Origin of the sequence: Acidisarcina polymorpha (genome assembly GCF_003330725.1) — a bacterium.
In the GTDB taxonomy this organism is placed as follows: Bacteria; Acidobacteriota; Terriglobia; order Terriglobales; family Acidobacteriaceae; genus Acidisarcina; species Acidisarcina polymorpha.
Window position 1 is genome coordinate 2308356 of the sequence record NZ_CP030840.1, and the last position, 15592, is coordinate 2323947.

At 59.0% G+C, this 15592-nt stretch carries 15 protein-coding genes; 9 read left to right on the forward strand and 6 right to left on the reverse strand.

The features are described 5' to 3' along the window. Nucleotides 1-119 precede the first annotated feature (119 nt). From ACPOL_RS10000 to ACPOL_RS10035, 6 genes are all read left to right on the forward strand, one after another. A complete protein-coding gene (locus tag ACPOL_RS10000) occupies nt 120-1109 on the forward strand; it encodes a 3'-5' exoribonuclease YhaM family protein (protein WP_114206937.1) in 990 nt (329 codons plus the stop codon). Between the two features lies 1 nt (nt 1110). Then, nucleotides 1111-1491: an EVE domain-containing protein gene (locus tag ACPOL_RS10005; protein WP_114206938.1), complete on the forward strand. Its 381-nt coding sequence runs from the start codon at nt 1111-1113 to the stop codon at nt 1489-1491. A gap of 1045 nt (nt 1492-2536) precedes the next feature. Continuing rightward, a complete protein-coding gene (gene aroC / locus ACPOL_RS10020) occupies nt 2537-3715 on the forward strand; it encodes a chorismate synthase (protein ID WP_114206941.1) in 1179 nt (392 codons plus the stop codon). Between the two features lie 72 nt (nt 3716-3787). After that, the gene (def, locus tag ACPOL_RS10025) at nt 3788-4297 is read left to right on the forward strand and encodes a peptide deformylase (RefSeq protein ID WP_114206942.1); all 510 of its coding nucleotides are present in this window, start codon (nt 3788-3790) and stop codon (nt 4295-4297) included. A gap of 2 nt (nt 4298-4299) precedes the next feature. After that, the gene (fmt, locus tag ACPOL_RS10030) at nt 4300-5217 is read left to right on the forward strand and encodes a methionyl-tRNA formyltransferase (protein ID WP_338026780.1); all 918 of its coding nucleotides are present in this window, start codon (nt 4300-4302) and stop codon (nt 5215-5217) included. 22 nt (nt 5218-5239) lie between these two features. After that, entirely contained in the window at nt 5240-6574 is a 1335-nt protein-coding gene (locus ACPOL_RS10035; RefSeq protein WP_114206943.1) for a transcription antitermination factor NusB, read from the forward strand. Between the two features lie 16 nt (nt 6575-6590). Here the strand turns inward: ACPOL_RS10035 and ACPOL_RS10040 are convergent, their stop codons facing one another. From ACPOL_RS10040 to ACPOL_RS10065, 6 genes are all read right to left on the reverse strand, one after another. Then, nucleotides 6591-7325, reverse strand: coding sequence for a PASTA domain-containing protein (locus tag ACPOL_RS10040; RefSeq protein ID WP_114206944.1), 735 nt, complete (start codon nt 7323-7325; stop codon nt 6591-6593). An 8-nt stretch (nt 7326-7333) separates the two neighbouring features. Next, the gene (locus ACPOL_RS10045; RefSeq protein ID WP_114206945.1) at nt 7334-7750 is read right to left on the reverse strand and encodes an OsmC family protein; all 417 of its coding nucleotides are present in this window, start codon (nt 7748-7750) and stop codon (nt 7334-7336) included. A gap of 9 nt (nt 7751-7759) precedes the next feature. Further along, nucleotides 7760-9193: a cation-efflux pump gene (locus tag ACPOL_RS10050; protein WP_114206946.1), complete on the reverse strand. Its 1434-nt coding sequence runs from the start codon at nt 9191-9193 to the stop codon at nt 7760-7762. A 192-nt stretch (nt 9194-9385) separates the two neighbouring features. Continuing rightward, a complete protein-coding gene (locus ACPOL_RS10055; RefSeq protein ID WP_236657368.1) occupies nt 9386-9841 on the reverse strand; it encodes a rhodanese-like domain-containing protein in 456 nt (151 codons plus the stop codon). Between the two features lie 111 nt (nt 9842-9952). Beyond that, nucleotides 9953-11032 carry an A/G-specific adenine glycosylase gene (locus ACPOL_RS10060; RefSeq protein WP_236657369.1) on the reverse strand — a complete coding sequence of 360 codons (1080 nt, stop codon included), beginning with the start codon at nt 11030-11032 and terminating at the stop codon, nt 9953-9955. A gap of 152 nt (nt 11033-11184) precedes the next feature. After that, the gene (locus ACPOL_RS10065; protein WP_114206949.1) at nt 11185-11664 is read right to left on the reverse strand and encodes a hypothetical protein; all 480 of its coding nucleotides are present in this window, start codon (nt 11662-11664) and stop codon (nt 11185-11187) included. A 283-nt stretch (nt 11665-11947) separates the two neighbouring features. Here ACPOL_RS10065 and ACPOL_RS10070 point away from each other — a divergent pair, with 283 nt between their 5' ends. From ACPOL_RS10070 to ACPOL_RS10080, 3 genes are all read left to right on the forward strand, one after another. Next, the gene (locus tag ACPOL_RS10070; protein ID WP_114206950.1) at nt 11948-12301 is read left to right on the forward strand and encodes a PadR family transcriptional regulator; all 354 of its coding nucleotides are present in this window, start codon (nt 11948-11950) and stop codon (nt 12299-12301) included. Beyond that, nucleotides 12294-15041, forward strand: a complete 2748-nt coding sequence (locus ACPOL_RS10075; protein WP_201759154.1) for an ABC transporter permease — start codon at nt 12294-12296, stop codon at nt 15039-15041. Before ACPOL_RS10070 ends, ACPOL_RS10075 begins: the two co-directional genes overlap by 8 nt. Before the next feature lie 248 nt (nt 15042-15289). After that, nucleotides 15290-15451, forward strand: coding sequence for a DUF3309 family protein (locus ACPOL_RS10080; RefSeq protein WP_114206951.1), 162 nt, complete (start codon nt 15290-15292; stop codon nt 15449-15451). Nucleotides 15452-15592 lie beyond the last annotated feature (141 nt).

A 15592-nucleotide genomic window follows, 5' to 3' on the forward strand; every position in this document is an offset into this window, starting at 1 on the left:
GCTCCTTTGCAGACGGTTCGAGTGCCTCGTATCTGGGAAGCACCTTTCTCAACGATACGAGGCATTCTTGTTGGTCCACCCGGCCAATGCTGTAAAGTATCCGCACAGCCGCCCTCCTTATGAAAGACATCTTTATCGCCGATTTGTCGAAGTTTGAAAATCAGTCTGTCATCGCCTTCTTCACTGCATCCATGAAGTCTTTGCGGGATAAAAAGGATGGAGGGAAGTATCTGGCCCTCATTCTCAAGGACCGGACTGGAGAGATGGAAGCGCGAATGTGGGATAACGCCGCCGAAGCCTCTCCCGAGTTTGAGCAGGGCGACGTCGTCAAGCTCAAGGCCCTGGTCTGCCGCTACCAAGAGAGGCTGCAGTTAAAGGTCGAACGCATCCGGGCAGCCGTCGATGGCGAATATGACCCCGTCGATTTTCTTCCCGCCACCACCAAGGATGTCGATGAATTGTGGGCGGAGTTGAATGGCTATATCGCCAGCTTCCGCGATCCCCACCTGCAAGCTCTGCTGCGGGCTTTCCTCGACGATCCTGAGATTGCGGCCGCCTTCCGCCAGGCTCCCGCCGCCAAGGCCATGCATCACGCCTGGTTAGGCGGCCTGCTCGAGCATGTCGTCTCGTTGATGGGCGTCTGCGAACTGGCTGCCCGGCATTATCCTGAGATTCATCGCGACCTCTTGCTGACAGGAGCGATGTTGCACGACATCGGCAAGCTGCAGGAGCTGGTCTGGAAGAAGAGCTTCGACTACACCGTTCAGGGTCAATTGCTCGGTCACATCACCATCGGGTACGGCATGATCGAAAAGAAGCTGGCGACGCTACCGGACTTCCCGCCTCGTTTGCGGACACTGGTCGAGCACATGGTGCTGAGCCATCACGGTCGCTATGAATACGGCTCACCGAAGCTGCCCATGATCCCCGAGGCGATCCTGCTGCATTACCTCGACGACATGGACGCCAAGATGCAAACCGTGCGCAGCGAATTTGACCGCTCGGCCAACTCGGGACGAGATGGCGCGCAGATGACTGAGTGGGTGCGCGCCATGGAGCGTCCGCTGCTCGATACTTCAGGATATCTTGCTGGTGAAGGAGACGAATGAAATGCCCTACTTACTAAAAACCGAACCTGACGTTTATTCTTTCGCCGACCTGGAGCGCGATAAAGAGACCATCTGGGACGGCGTCAACAACCCGACCGCGGTGAGAAACCTCCGCGAGATGCCCAAAGGGGCCGACCTCATCATCTATCACACCGGCGACGAACGAACGGCGGTCGGCACAGCGAAAGCCCTCTCCATCGACGCGACTGATCCCAAGGCGCCGCTGGTCAAGATCAAGGCAGGAAAGAAGATCAAACATCCGAAGACGCTGGCTGATATCAAGGCGAATCCGTTGTTCAAGGATTCCCCCCTGGTCATCATCGGCCGGCTTGGCGTAGTTCCGTTGACGGAAGACCAGTTCGCTTGGCTGGTTGGAGAGTGAGAGCGAATTCCGGCTCGCGGGGAGTATCCTCTTGCTATGCATGTCACGATTGATGTTTCCGACAAAGTTGCCGCACGGGCGCAAGCGGAGGGGTTGAGCGTGGAAAGATTCGCGCAGCAGGCGGTTGAAGAAGCCGCCGAGCCTAAGCCGAAGTTTGCTCTGGAAACACCTGGAGTCCGGCCCATATACGCCCGAAGAGGCTGGCCGAAACATCCGGCAGCTTCGCAAAGTTAATACCTTGGGTGGATTGATGGTCAAGGATTTGATCAACGATGGCCGTAAAGACTGATGCCCAGCTTCGTCGCCGATGCCTCAGTGTCATTATCCTGGTGTTTCGAAGACGAGTCGGCGACGATTACCGAAGAACTGCTGACTAGGGTCATGATGGGAGAGGGGTTTGCCGTTCCAGCCCATTGGGCCATCGAAGTTCTTAACGGAGTGGTGCAGGATACAAGGCGAGGCAGGATCGACCCAGCTACCGTGAGCCAGTTTTTGAGAGCCTCAGGTCCTTCGATATAGTGACGGACGAGGAAAGCCAGCTCTCGCTCTTCGAGGCTACTAAGAAATTAGCTGAAAAGCATCGATTGACTGCTTACGATGCAGGCTACCTCGAATTAGCTCTACGTTCTGCTCTGCCTTTGGCTACTCTGGACGATGCTCTTCGCAGAGCGGCTAGGCTGGAGGGCGTGAGTGTTCTATAGTCAGCACAATTAGCGGCTTCGCGGCAGATAAAGCGACAGCGGAGACGCTTTCGTCATAGCGCCATCCGGCAAATCGTGGCGGGTTGGTCCGGGAGCTTGGCGACGGGGTCTCGGTATGTGAGGTATGCGCTCTTAGACCCATCAGCTGGGGTGTTCGGGCGTAATATTCATAAACCGATGAGGAACCGAAAGGATGCTCTCCCAAGTACGTTTGGGCCTCCCTCATCTACGAACTCAATCGGTGGTGTCGCGTAAAAAGTATCTAGGCACCCTCTGTTGATGCGAGGGTGCCCCGATGAAAGTCTTTTCCCCTGCGCTACAATCGAATTTGGTAAATCAGACAGATGCTACGTTTTTCCACTGCCGGAGAGTCGCACGGCGAGAGCTTGATTGCCTTGGTTTCCGGGCTTCCGGCGGGCGTTGAAGTCGACCAGGAATTCATCGATCACGAACTTTGGCGGCGTCAGCGCGGCTATGGACGCGGCGGCCGCATGCGCATCGAGTCCGATACGGCGCACATCCTCTCCGGAGTGAGACATGGCAAGACGATCGGCGCGCCGATTGCCATTGAGATCGAAAACCGCGATTGGAAGAACTGGACTGAAGTCCTCCCGGTCGGGCCCGGCGACCCCGCCAAACACAAAGCCGTTGCTTCACCCCGTCCTGGACACGCTGACCTCGCCGGCGCATTGAAGTACGACTTCCCCGACGCCCGCTACGTCTTGGAGCGGGCCTCGGCGCGCGAGTCGACCGCGCGCGTCGCCGCCGGCGCTTTCGCCAAGCTCCTGCTCAAGGTTTTAGATATCGAAGTCGCCAGCCACGTGGTCCGCGTTGGCCGGGCCGAGTTGGAGCGTGATGCCACCTGGGAAGAGATCGCCGCGCTCCGTGACAAAGAAGAGATCCTGCTGAGTTGCGTCGATAGTGAGGCTGAGGCGCGCATGAAGGCGGAGGTTGACCTCGCCTTGCGCACCGGCGATTCCATCGGCGGCATCTTCGAGGTCGTCGTTCACGGCGCGCCCGCAGGCATCGGCACCTATGCCAACTGGGATGAGCGATTGGACGGCATTCTCGCCCAGGCAGTCATGTCGCTGCAGGCAGTGAAAGCAGTTGAGGTGGGCCGAGGCGTAACCGCGGCTGCGTCGCTTGGTTCAGAAGTCCACGACGCCATCGCCTACAGCGAAAACGAATCGAACGGACACACTCGCTTCACCCGCGAACGCAACAATGCAGGTGGCATTGAAGGCGGTGTCTCGAACGGCGAAGACATCGTCGTACGTGGCTACCTCAAACCGATCTCCACCCTTCGGCGTCCGCTATCGTCGGTGGCATTCGATACCCGAGAAGTAACCAAAGCTGCCTACGAACGCAGCGACGTATGTGTTGTGCCTGCGGCTGGCGTCGCCGCCGAATCGATGGTTGCGCTCGCCATCGCCAAGCTGGCGCTGGAAAAATTTGGCGGTGATTCGGCAGGGGAGTTGCGACGAAATTATGACGGCTACCTGGAACAGATCCGGCGATTCTAAGTTTTAGACCTCCGACTCGCTCCGATTCCTCCCGGCGATAGCACAAATCTAAATTAGGGAAAACGCAGTTTCATGGTACGACCCATTGTGAAATATCCGGAGCCGATCTTGCAGCGTCCTGCCGCTCCGGTCACCGAATTTGATGACGAATTACGCGCCCTGGTCGACGACATGTTCGAATCGATGTACGCGGCGCAAGGGATCGGCTTGGCCGCTCCGCAAATTGGCGTGCCCAAGCGAGTGACAGTCCTTGACCTCAGCTTTCAAAAGAATCCGGAAGACAAAATCGTGCTAATCAATCCGGAGATCACCTTCAAAGAAGGAAAACAGTACGGCGAAGAAGGCTGTCTTAGCTTGCCGGATATCCACGAGAAGGTGTCGCGGGCGGCAGTCGTCAAATTACGAGCACAGACACTGACCGGCGAGTGGCGGGAGTACGACGGCAAAGAACTGCTGGCGCGGGCGTTTCAGCATGAGATCGATCATCTGGATGGGATCCTCTTCATCTTCCGGGTCAGCGCGCTCAAGCGCGACTTGATCCAGCGCCGCATCCGCAAACTGCAGAAGACTGGTGAGTGGTAGTCATGGCCTTGCGACTGGTCTTCTGTGGCACCCCACAGTTTGCCGTGCCCACGCTGCTGGCGCTCATTGATGCCGGTCACGAGATTGCCTTGGTGCTAACCCAGCCCGATCGTCCAGGCGGACGGGGCATGCAGCTCCTGACGCCGCCGATTAAGCAAATCGCCGAGGCAGCGGGCCTTGAGATCCTCCAGCCCGAAAAGATCAAGAACAACCAGGAGCTGCGCGAGCGGCTCACCGCTATCTCTCCCGATGCCATCATCGTCGTCGCCTACGGCCGCATCATTCCTAAATGGATGCTCGACCTTCCCCGCTTCGGCAACATCAACCTGCACGGCTCCTTGCTCCCCAGCTATCGCGGTGCCGCTCCCATCCAGTGGGCGATTGCCAATGGGGAAACCGCCACCGGCAACACCACCATGCGCATCGATGAGGGCCTGGACACCGGCGCCATGTTCCTTCAGCGCGAACTTCCGATCGGGCCTGAAGACACAGCAGAGGATTTGTATCCACAACTGGCACAGATGGGTGCTGGGCTGATGGTCGAGACGCTTGCCGGCCTGGAAGCTGGGACGTTGCCCCTCATTCCACAGGATGATTCCCGCTCGAGCCTTGCACCGATCCTCACTCGCGAAGATGGTATGGTCGATTTCTCCCGGACCGCAAGCGAGATCTATAACCGTTGGCGTGGCTTCCAACCGTGGCCGGGCGCGTGGACCAACCTCGACGGCAAAAAATTGGCAGTAGCGAAGCTGTCACACTCGCCAGCAAAACACGAAAATGCGCCACCTGGCGAGGTCCTCGCTCATCAAGGGCGGCTATGGGCTGCCTGCGGTCAAGGCACATGGATCGAGATCTGGAGCTCCAGCCTGAGGGCAAAAAGCGTATGCCGACCGCCGACTTCCTCCGCGGCCATCCGTTAAAGAGCGGTGACAGGCTCGGGGTATGATTGCGCCTGCCCGTTCGGCGGCGTTCGAGATTCTTCTCCAGATTCAGCGCGATGCGGGCCACTGCGATGAACTGCTCCGCTCGGCAAAGGTGGACCGGCTATCGCAGCCGGACCGCAATCTCTGCACCAGCCTGGTGATGGGTACATTGCGGTGGCAGATCGCGTTGGATCAACGCGTTGACGCTATGCTCGCCCGACCAGACGCCCGCCTTGAAGATGAAGTTAGAATCGCGCTGCGGCTGGGCGCATTTCAAATGCTTTACCTCGACCGCATCCCTTCGCACGCCGCCGTAATGGACAGCGTGGAACTGGTGAAGAGCAGCGGGCACGGCTTCGCCTCGGGTATGGTAAATGCCATCCTGCGCAAGATCGCCGTCGAGCCGCCCGTCGAATTACCAGCCACCTTCACCACCGCTTCGGAGTTGGCCGCGGCCTACGCGCACCCAGCCTGGATGGTCGAACGGTGGGTGCTTCGCTATGGCATCGATCGCGCAGCAGCCATCTGCAAATTTGACCAGGCGCAGCCGCCAATCACGATCCGTCTCATCAATGGCGAGGCCGAGGCTGCACTCACCGCTGAAAACATCGAGTTGGCTCCCGGAGCTTTTCTGAAGCATGCCAGGACCGTTGTACGCGGGGATGTAACGGCCACGGCTGCTTATCGAGATGGCTCGGTTCGGATTCAAGATGAAGGTTCGCAGCTGGTCGCGGAACTCGCAGGCCATGGTCAGACGATTCTCGATACCTGCGCTGCTCCGGGAGGTAAAACCGCTATCCTCGCGGAACGCAATCCCAAAGCAACTCTGCTGGCTTGTGACGTCAGCCGCCGAAGGCTCGACGAAATGCGCGGGCTCCTGAGGAACGCGCGCGGCGCGCGGATCTCGTACGAAACCGTGGATGCGGCCAAACTAGCCTATGAGCGCCATTTCGACCTGGTATTGTGCGACGTACCCTGCAGCGGCACCGGTACCATCGCCCGCAATCCTGAGATAAGACACCGACTTGAACCCGCCGAGTTTGCACGGCAGCATTCACGGCAAGTCGCGATCCTGCTTGCGGCCATGCGCGCGCTCCAACCGGGTGGCCGCCTCTTGTATGCATCGTGTTCGCTTGAACCGGAAGAAAATGAAGCCGTCATTCAAGATTGCCTCTCAGGGCGATCCGAATACCGCGAGACAGATCTTCGCGAACAGCTGGATACCCTCGCAGCCACTGGAAATCTCCTCACGGAAAGTGCTGCCGGGCTCCTCGAGAAGGGCCGCCTGCGAACCATACCGGGAGTTCATCCTTGTGACGGGTTTTTCGCCGCTATGCTTGAACGCACAGCATAATCGAGCCTGTCAGGCCTTATCGAGCGACAGTAAGTTCGATCTGCGTCTCGGCATCCACTCGATAACCAGCAGCCGGCGATTGATTTGTAACCGTGCCTGGCGGCTTTGCAGGATCTGCTAGGGAGGTGACTGTCATTGCCGGCTCGATCGAAGCCAGTTTTAGCCCGGCTCGGCTAATTGTCGCAGCAGCGGTAGCATATGGTTGTCCGACAAAGTCAGGCATTGCAAAGCTGATAGTAGAGGGCGGGGCCGCCACGGCAACGACGACATTCACGGTGGGTTCGGCAACCCCTGCCGCCCCGCCCGAGGGGTCCTGCGCAATGACCGTTTCAGGTGAAACCCCATTGAGCGGAAGCCGGGCGATGCTTCCTGGTTCCAGGCCTAAGCGGCGGAGCTCCATCGTCGCCGCCCGCTGTGGCAGCCCCACAAGATTCGGAACAGGACGTAGCTGTGGGCCGAGGCTCTCTGCCGCCCGGATATGCCACTCCCGCCGCACCACCGAGCCGGGAGCAGGCGACTGGGTAAGAATTCGTCCGGCCGGAACCTCGGCGCTGTAGAAGCGTTGGTCGATCGTCATGGCGACACCGAGGCTCGCCGCCTTTTCCAGGGCTTCCTCGCTCGTCAGCCCCTTGAAGGAGGGAATCATGATCTCGGCGCCGTGGATCGCAAAGCGCATCGTAACGATCGCCGAGGCAAGCGCCACCAGCGACAAACCCGTTACCAGAATCACGAATTGAAAAAGGCGGACCATCCGTACTGCTATACCTCGACAGCCTCACCGGCATACTCGATCACAAAATCGATCTTCGCCGCCTGTTCGAGCATCTTCGAGACTGAACAATATTTGTCTTTGGAAAGCGCCACGGCGTCTTCAGCCGCCTTCTTCGATACCGGGCCGCCGATGCGGTAGGTCAGCTTTATATGGGTGAAAACCCGCGGCGCCTCGACCGCCTGTTCGGCCGTTGCCTCAACTTCCAGGCTGGTAAAAGGCTCGCGCCTTTTCTGAAGGATCGAAACCACATCCACCGAGGTGCAGCCACAAAGCGCCATGAGGACCGCCTCCATCGGCGACGGACCCTCGGCGTGGCTGGCGCCCGCATCGAAGGTGATGGAGTGGCCACTTGCAGAATGCCCCTCAAAGAGCATCCCTTCTTTCCAAACGGAACTGGCTATCATTTTTTTCCTTTAGTGATGATGGTTGTCACTGACTGGTTCAGGGTGAATGAGGACCCGGTAAACGTCGGGCGCCTCTTGCTTGAACTGATCTTCCAAGCCGGTGATTACGTCATGAACATGTTGCATCTCCAAAGCATCGGGCAGCGTGCAATGACAGGATACGTGGATCCGGTCGCCGACGCGCCCGATCACAATCTCGTGGATATCGAGCACCTCGGGGAAGCGGCGAGCCGCGCTCCGAAGACGGGATTCGATCTGCCGATCGCGTTCGATGCTGACTGGCAGCTCGATGGTCGATGGCTCGCTTTCAATATGCGTGAGCACCGACGCAATCTGCGGTACTTCGGTGCGGATTTCATCCTCGACGTGGCGGACGAAATCGTGCGCTTTGCGGAGCGGCATCGTCTCGTTCACTTCGATATGCTGCTCGACATGCAGCTGCCCGTCGATCGATTGAACACTGACGTCGTGCAATACAACATTATTGCGGGATGCGACGGCGCGAACTTTGTCAAAAACGCTTTCGGCCACGGTTTCTCGCGGCACTGTGTGGATCACCACATCGGCGCCGGGAATCACGCGCCGCACCGCTTCCGTGGCCTCATGAACAAGATCTTCAGTGTGTTGAAAGGTGAGATGACGGGACAAGGACAGCGTCAGGTCGGCGAAATATGAGGTGCCGGAACGGCGCACTCGAGCCTGGTCGACGGAGAGTACCCCGTCGGTGCGGCCGACCTCTTCCATCATGCGCTGACGAGTTTCGGCCGGCGCTGAGTCGAGCAGAACAGCGATCGTCTTGGTTGCAAGATTCCAGGTGAAGCGGAAAATCAGGATAGAGACGGCAATCGCGGCCAGCGGGTCGGCGTAGTGCAGCCACCGCAGATGAAACTGCGCGCCGATCCACGTTGCTGCGAGGCCAAGCAGCACGGCGAGTGTCGCCCAGATGTCGGAGGCAAAGTGCAGCGCGTCGGCTTCCAGGGCAGCGCTTCCATGACGCCTGGCAACTTGCAGCAGCTGGCGCGAGCGCCAGTAGTCCACCGCAATCGAAGTGAGAAGCACCGCAAAAGGCCAGAGCGAAAGCTTGACTTCAGTGGGATGAAAGAAGATGCGGTCGATCGCTTCATAGGTGATCCAGAAGCAGGAGATCACCATGAGGCCGGTCTCCGCGAAGGCGGAGAGATTCTCGATCTTGCCGTGCCCGTAGGTATGATCTTCGTCGGCCGGTTTCCCCGAAACGCGCACTGAGAAGAAGGTCAGTCCCGCTCCAAGAAGGTCAATGCCCGAATGTGCAGCGTCGGACAGCATGCCGAGCGAGCCGGTCAGAACTCCGGTGACCACCTTGAGGCCAGTCATCGCGCAGGCGGCGAAGACGGAAAGAAGGGCCGCTGAGCTCTTCTCCGAAGCGACCCGCTGAGCATCCTCATCTTCGATAGCTGTGGTCAACGAACCTGCCTCCGCAGCTTTCAGAGTACAACTCCGGTGGGTCGGCGGAAAGTAACCTTCAGTCCCGATCAGGCGAGAAACCAGCAACTGGCAAAGCGAGGGAGGGAGTTATCACGGGAATCAGCCCTTTTTCAGGTCAACAGCAAGCCGGCAGAACAAGTCTCGGGATCCTAAGCACGGTTTGCCTCGGCTCTAAGTCGCTGTATCCAGGTGGAAAGATTCCTTATACCGCTCCACCGGGTATCCTTCCCGCTTCCAGGCCGCGAGCCCTCCCTTGAGAAACCTGACCCGAAGGAAATGCAGTGCTTTGGCGCGTTGGGAGATAGCTTTACTGGTCTTATCGCTGGGACAGGTGCAATACACCACCGCGTCTTTGTCCTTTGGAATCAGCGAAGGATTTTCAACAATGTCTCTCGGAGAAATCCGCTGCGCACCCGGAATGATGTCCGAATCTGTTAACAGATCAAGAGGCTGGCGAACGTCATACAGCAACACTGGCTGGTTCGCTGCCAGCATGGCATGCAACGACTCTGCCGTTATGCTATGGCGCTCCAGCTCCCGGCGTTCGCGAAACGCCTTAATGCAAAGGGCCAGGAAGAGGGCAATTAGCGCGACAACACCGATGATGCTTAAGGCGAGAACCATCATTGTTCCTCCCGTCTAGGAATGACGCTCTTCTCAAGAGATTCTCGACCGGCGACTCTCGATTCTTCTACATACTCGACAGACTATCTATGAATCAGATTAAGGATTGGAATGCTACGAGTCAGAATCCCGGGCCGGGAGCAGGACGCCGAGTCGAAGAAGGATCTTTCTCGCTAATCCGGTCAGTGGCAGGCCACGCAGATCGTTCCGGTCGAACCACCGACCTTCCACGCCGGCAGTCGCAAGGTGCTTCGACCTGGTTGCGGTTTGCGACCGATCGACGACCTTTACCCGGTAGTTGGTCTGCATGATTGCGTGACGCAGCGTCAGCAGAGGCTTCTCATCCGTCGGCCACGACTCCAAAAGGGGGAGTTCCCACATGCCCGGCATCACCGTGGCCCCGGCATCGCGCTGGGTTAACAGGAATTCGTCGGCGTCCCCCTTTTGCCTTTTGAAAAGTGCGTAACCGATGTCGACGCTGATAGGAGGCTTCCGCGCCGTCGTCGGGTGTTCACCACGGGTGCGGCACGGGCCCTGCACCGGACATTGCAGGCACATCGGATTTCGCGGCAAGCACACGGTCGCGCCGAGCTCCATCATGGCCTGGTTATAATCGCCGGCCCGGGCGGGCTCCAGGAGTTCCGTGGCAAGGTTCTGAATATCGTCGGAACGCAGGACAACCTCCCCTTTCCGCGCCCCTTTAGCGGCATTGAAGTCGCTACCCGGCTCGCCGCCGCCTATCTGCCGCAGCAATACCCGTTCCACGTTCCCGTCAACCACTGCCGCAGGCTCGCCAAAGGCGATGCTCGCGATCGCAGCCGAGGTATAGGCCCCGATGCCGGGCAGCTTGCGGAGCTCGGCAGCCGTCCGCGGTACGTTGCCATGATGCTCCGCGGCAACCACCTTGACAGCCTGATGAAGAAAGCGGGCGCGCCGGTAATAGCCGAGTCCACTCCAGGCGGCGAGCACCTCATCTTCAGCCGCGGCGGCCAATGCTTCGAGGGTCGGAAAACGCGCCATCCAACGCGTGTAGTGATCGAGCACCGCAGCCACCCGGGTCTGTTGCAGCATGATCTCAGAAACCCAGATGGCGTAAGGATCGCGAGTACGCCGCCAGGGGAGGTCCCGCTTGTGAATGTCAAACCAGGCGAGCAGTCTAGCCCGAAATTCGCGGATCTGCTCGGGAACAAGCACTTGAGGTCTACGAGAATGGCGAAGAGGAAGGGTTCGAGACATTCGGGGGTTCGGAGCCAAATGAGCGCTAGGGTAAGGTGTGCCATTAGGCTGTCCGTTGAGAAAAGCCCACTCTCCGCGATGGTATGTACAACATCAATTCTGCCATCCCCTTAGCGAACCAATGCAGTTGTCGAGCTCGCCGCCTGGGGCTGCTGGCTATGGGCGATCAGAATGTAGTTTCCGCCCTTCAATTGCTGCCAAACGCTGAACACGGAGAAATCCTGAGGTGTCCCGTCTGCAGCGGAGATCTGCAGCGTGTAAGTTACCGTCATATCGGGTCCGTTCGGCTGGATGGCAGCGTCGCGCACCACCGCTTCCTTTAAGGACAAAGACCTTAAGTAGGGCACAACTTGGTCGTTATTCAGAGTTCTGCCGTTGACGTTCCAAACCAAAGTCTTTGAAAGGAGGGGCGAGACTTTGTCCCACTGTTGTTTCTGTACCATCTCCCAGAAAATTCGGTCGTGCTGCTCCGCGCTGGTGGTGCTTGCGAGCGTAGGCGGCTTCTTCTCAGGATAGAGGGTGCAGCCAATGCTTCCTGTTGTCAGGAGCAGTCCCAGAGTGACCGCAAAAAGACGAGTGGGCGTTTGCATGCGTTTCGGTCTACTTCCTCGATTCTATTCCTGTCGAATGACCGCGTGAACAGCATATCGCAGGCGGGTTGGATTTCTGCGGGAGTTGTGGCTTCCCGGGTTCTTCGCCTCCCTTTGGTCGCCTCAGGATGACACGGCTTTGCTTGGGTTCCTTTATCTGGCTAGGTCGCTGGGCTGTGTTTGAGGTCTGTTATCCCACTCAAGCCGAGGTCGGCTTGAATGGGGCACCCTGTAAATTTTCTTGTGCTTGACTTGTTCTTGTATTGGATTACGATATATTGCTATGACACCTATAGGGACCCAAGAGCTTGACCGGGAGCTGAAGAAGGGGAGCGCGGAACTGCTGATTCTGTCGCTGATCGAGCACCGGGCGCGGCATGGCTATGAGATCAGCAAGCTGATTGAAGAGCGTTCCGGTGGAGTGTTGAAGTTCAACGTGGCCTCGTTCTATCCGTTGCTCTACCGGCTGGAGGAGCGCGGGATGATTGCCGGGCGGTGGGTCGAGAAGGCGGGGCAGCGGCGGCGGCGCTACTACAAGCTGACGGCGGCCGGCAAAGAGATGCTGAAGACGCAGCGTTCGACGTGGCGGGATTTTGTCCATGCCATCCAGGTGATCACGGAGGCGGAGAATGCGTGATTGGGCGGCGGAAGTACGGGCGCGGATTGCTTCGCTGAATCTGGAGCCGCTGCGGGAGGCGTCGGTGGTCGAGGAGTGTGGCCAGCACCTGCGGGACCGCTTTGAAGAGATGGTGGCCGGGGGCATGAGTGCGGCACAGGCGGAGCAAACGCTGCTGTCGGAGTTGGGCGACGGGGGGCTGCTGGAGGGGCTGAAGGCGACGGTCCGCCCGGCTGGGCCGCCGCTGGCACCGGGAGCCGACGGGGAGGAGGGTTTTTTCGCGGGAGCGGTAACCGATTTGCGCTATGGGGCCCGGCTGCTGCTGCGAAATCCGGGCTTCGCGATCATCGCGATTCTGTCGCTGGCGCTGGGGATCGGAGCGAACACGGCGATCTTTCAGTTGCTGGATGCGGTGCGCCTGCGGTCGCTGCCGGTGAAGGCGCCGGAGCAGCTGGGAGCGGTGCAAATAGTGGATTCGCCGAAGTGCTGCGATGGGGATTTCTATTCAACCGAGGCGGTGCTGACGGGGGCTCTCTGGAAGGCGATCAAGGAGCAGCAGCAGGGGTTTGCGGAGATTGCCGCCTGGTCCCCGACACGGGATGACCTGGGGCGAGGCGGCGAGGCGCGGTATGCGAACACACTGATGGTGACCGGCAATTTCTTTCATGTGCTGGGAGTGGAGCCGCTGCTGGGCAGGCTGATTTCTCCGGCGGACGATACTTCTGGCTGCGGGGCACGGGCAGCGGTGCTGAGCTATGCGTTTTGGCAGCGTGAATTTGGCGGACGCGCGGAGGCGTTGCATGAAACGGTAGCGCTGAGCGGCCATGCTTTTCCGGTGATTGGGGTGACGCCGAAGAACTTCTTTGGGTTGGAAGTTGGGCAGAACTTCGATGTAGCGATCGCGCTCTGCAGCCAGCCGGTGTTTTCGACGAAGACGCCGCTGATGGACAATCCGACCGCGTGGTGGCTGGCAACGATCGGGCGGTTGAAACCGGGTTGGACGCTGAAGCGGGCTTCGACGCAGTTGGCAGCCATGGCTCCTGGGATCTTCGCGGCGACGGTACCGCCCACCTATGACGCGACCGGGCGGAAAGACTATTTATCGTTTCACCTGGGTGCGGCGCCGGCGGGGAATGGGGTATCGGCGATACGACGCGATTATGAGGACCCGCTGTGGCTGTTGCTGGGGCTGTCGGGTTTGGTTTTGCTGATTGCGTGCGCGAACCTGGCGAACTTGATGTTGGCGCAGGCGAGTTCCCGGCAGCGGGAGATGGCGTTACGGCTGACATTGGGCGCGTCGCGGGCGCGGCTGATTCGCCAGGTATTGGCGGAAAGCTTGTTGCTGGGGGGGCTGGGTACGGTTGCGGGGGCCGCTCTGGCGCAGGTGCTGAGTCGGGTGCTGATCAATTTTCTAAGCACTCAGGGAAACCACATTGAGGTGAAACTGACGCCGGACTGGCGGGTGCTGGGATTTGCAATCGGATTGTCGCTGCTGACTTGCCTGCTGTTTGGATTGGCGCCGGCGATTCAATCGGCGCGCACGGATCCGGGCACCGCCATGAAGGCGAGCGGGCGTGGAGCGACGGCGGGACGGGAGCGCTTTTTCCTGCGGCGGGCGCTGGTGGTCTCTCAGGTGGCGCTGTCTTTAGTGTTGCTGACCGGCGCTCTGCTGTTTGTGCGGACCTTTCAGACGTTGATTTCGATGAACGCCGGGTTCCGTCAAGAGCATCTGCTCGTAGCGAGCATCGACTATTCGCCATTGAAGCTGGCGGCGGGGAGCCAAATGGCTTTCAAGCGTGAGCTGGTTGAGCGAGTCCGGGCCATCCCTGGAGTGAGCTCGGCGGCCGAAACGCTGGTGGTCCCGATGAGCCATGCAGGGTGGAACAATTTCGTCGATGTGGCGAAGGGTCCGCAGCGAACTTTGACAAACTTCAACCGGGTGAGCCCCGGATATTTTCAGACGATGGAGACGCCGAGGCTGGCGGGGCGGGACTTCGGCGAGATGGATACGGTCAAATCGCCGCGCGTGGCGATTGTGAATGAGACCTTCGCGAAACTGTTGTTTGGCGGGGGGAATCCGGTGGGCAAGGTGTTCTCGGACTCAGGAAAGCCGGACCAGACCTACGAGGTCATCGGGCTGGTGAAGGACACGAAGTACTATGAGCTCCGCGAAGCGTCGATGCCGATTGTCTATGTCTCGTTCACGCAGGCGAACGGGCCGGAGATGCACTCGACCTTGATGATTCGTTCAGAGGAGGCGCTTCCGGCGCTGATTGGCGCGGTCAAGCGCACGGCTGGCGAGATGAACCCGGCGATGGTGTTGGAGTTCACAGTGTTGAAGACGCAGATACGCGAAGGCCTGCTGCGGGAGCGGCTGATGGCGACGCTCTCGGGCTTTTTTGGCGGCCTGGCAACGGTGTTGGCGACGATCGGCTTGTATGGGGTGATCTCGTACATGGTGCTGCGGCGGCGGAACGAGATTGGGATTCGAATGGCACTGGGCGCAAGCCGGCGCCGGATCCTCAACATGATTTTGAAAGAGGCGGGGATGTTGCTGCTGTTGGGAGTAGCAGTGGGCCTGGCGCTGACCTTCGTTGCCGGCAGGGCGGCGCAATCGCTGCTTTATGGGTTGACGTTTACAGACCCAGTGACACTGCTTGGTTCGGTGGTTGGATTGACCTTGGTGGCGATTCTGGCGAGTGTGCTGCCGGCGCAACGGGCTGCTTCGGTGCATCCAATGGTGGCGTTGCGGGAGGAATGATGGGGTGGTTGGTTGCTACTCTTGTGATTCGACTTTGCATCTCACTAAAACCAAGGCCCGCTTAAATGGGGCACCCTGGGATGTGGTGCGCGAACTTAGTTCCCAGGGATCGGGGTTGGTGGGGATTCTTTACATACATGCTTCTCCGGAAACGTTGTTTAGCTTCGAGGTGCGCGGTCCTGCTTCACTGAGGATGACACTGTTTTGTGGGTGGGCATTGAGCGTGAAAATGCTATACACTTCCGCGCATGCCTTTAATTCTTATTCTCGTGATCTTGTTGTTACTGTTCGGCGGCGGTGGCTACTATATGGGCCCTGGCGTTGGATACTATGGCGGCGGCGGAATCAGTCTCATTCTGCTGATCGTGATTATCTACCTGCTTTTTGGCAGAGGACGCGCACGACTCTAAAGTATTTCTGCAACCGGTATTGAGCGCCAGGACAGGCGTGGCTGGCCCTTTGCTAGAGAAAGGGCCAGCATGACTTTCATTTAACACCGGGTTTGCGGACGCTTCTAGGCTGGCGTCCGTGTGGTTTCTGCAGCCCGCTTC